Source organism: Desulfogranum marinum (assembly GCF_016918565.1).
Lineage (GTDB): Bacteria > Desulfobacterota > Desulfobulbia > Desulfobulbales > Desulfobulbaceae > Desulfogranum > Desulfogranum marinum.
Genome location: NZ_JAFFQD010000124.1, coordinates 1 through 1,687, shown reverse-complemented (window position 1 = coordinate 1,687; position 1,687 = coordinate 1). Strand labels below are relative to the sequence as shown.

1 protein-coding gene is annotated in these 1,687 nt (G+C 45.5%); it reads left to right on the top strand.

The window, feature by feature from the left end; translation table 11 throughout:
- Window positions 1-98: 98 nt before the first annotated feature.
- Complete coding sequence (locus JWH17_RS23135) at window positions 99-1,445, top strand: IS1380 family transposase (RefSeq protein WP_205225068.1); 1,347 nt, start codon at window positions 99-101, stop codon at window positions 1,443-1,445.
- Window positions 1,446-1,687: the final 242 nt, after the last annotated feature.

Below are 1,687 nucleotides of genomic sequence, written 5' to 3'. Positions count from 1 at the left end.
TACCTAAATCCTGCAGATAGTTGAAAAGAAATCATGAAAATGGCAATATCCTTAAAGTGTTAACGACCAAATTACCACAATAAGGAGTCACCATTTCCATGAAGAAAAAACAGCATAAACGATCTGCCAGAGTATCGCCAAAAAAAATTACGTTCAGCAAGGGGGCGAAAGGGCTTACAGCGCAAGCAGGCCTAATACCAGTAGTTCAATTTCTGCAAAATCAAGGGATTGTTGAACTTGTGAGGGATACCGTAAATCACAAACGAGGAGCTAATGCGCTTTACGATGCAGTTGATGCAATTTTTCTCCCGCTTGTAGCAATTATTGGAGGAGCCCGTTCAATCCGAGCGATTGTCGCCGTATGGTCAGACAGTGTCCTTTGTCGTGCTGCCGGTTGGTTGAGCATTCCTGACGAAACAACCTTTGGTCGTTTATTTCGATCATTTTCTCAATGCCACGTAAATGACATGGAAGTATTGAACCACCGACTCCGTGGACGACTATGGCGCAAAGCTCTTCGATCCGGAAAGAGTAAAGTAAGCGTCATTCTGAGTAAGGTGGTTGATGTGGATTCGACGGAAAAGACTGCCTATGGCTCACAGGAAGGAACCGCGAAAGGGTACAATCCACATAAGCGCGGCGCGGTATCATATCATCCATTGCTTGCCTTTTGCACTGAGACCAAGGAGATACTTCAGGGCTGGCTACGATGCGGTAATGCCTATACAAGCAATGGGGTAGTGGAATTTACCAAGCAACTTTTAGCCCATCTCCCTAATCGTACCCGGATTCTTTTTCGGGGCGACAGTGGATTTTTTGTGGGAGCCTTACTTGATCTACTGGATGATGGTGGTCATGGCTATTTGGTAAAGGTTAAACTCAAGGGCCTGGCTAATTTGCTTGGTGGACAACAGTGGGAACCAGTACCGAAACAGGCAGGATGGGAGCAATGTTCATTTTTTCATCAATGCACAACATGGTCTACAGCTCGACTATTCGTTGCAGTGCGTATGGAAAAACCGGTAGATCCTAAAAAAGCAGCTACCTTGTTTGAGATAAAGGAATACGATTATTTTTGCTACGTTAGCACTGATAACGACAATCCTTGGGAGGTTCACAAACAGTATGGGCAACGTGCCACCTGCGAGACGTGGATCGAGGAGGCCAAAAACCAGACAGCCTTGGCCCATATTAAGACGGATGATTTCTGGGCCAACAGTATATTATTCCAAAGTGCAATCTTAGCATACAACACTGTGCGTTGGATGGCCTTGTTGAGCGGAAACAAGTTGCTGCGGCGTTGGGAACCAGCGACGATACGAACCTTTCTTGTTCGAATGGCAGCAAAGTTTACAACAGGTAGTCGCCAGCAAAAGGTAACGGCTCCAGAAAGAATGCTCTATTCTAGACAATGGGATGAATGGGTGGCTGTAGGAGAAAGCTGACCCCTTTCTTCGCGGTATTGCAAAATGCATTTTAACGAAGTGAAGGGAAAGGTGCGCCTTGAATCGAAAAAATATGCCTTGCTTCAGGGCAACCTGGGCGATGTTACACGAAAATTCTCGTGTTAAGTCACCTCCTGAGCACATTTCTGCATAAATTTTTTCAATGTGGCAACGAGTGCAACCAAAAAGCGGCGTTTCTTGGCTAGGTAATCCGCTCTAAAGATTAATTGCAGGATTTAGGT

Bases quoted from the DNA above. Each gene is read 5' to 3' on its own strand.
- JWH17_RS23135 (WP_205225068.1), top strand. From the start codon at position 99: ATGAAGAAAAAACAGCATAAACGATCTGCCAGAGTATCGCCAAAAAAA.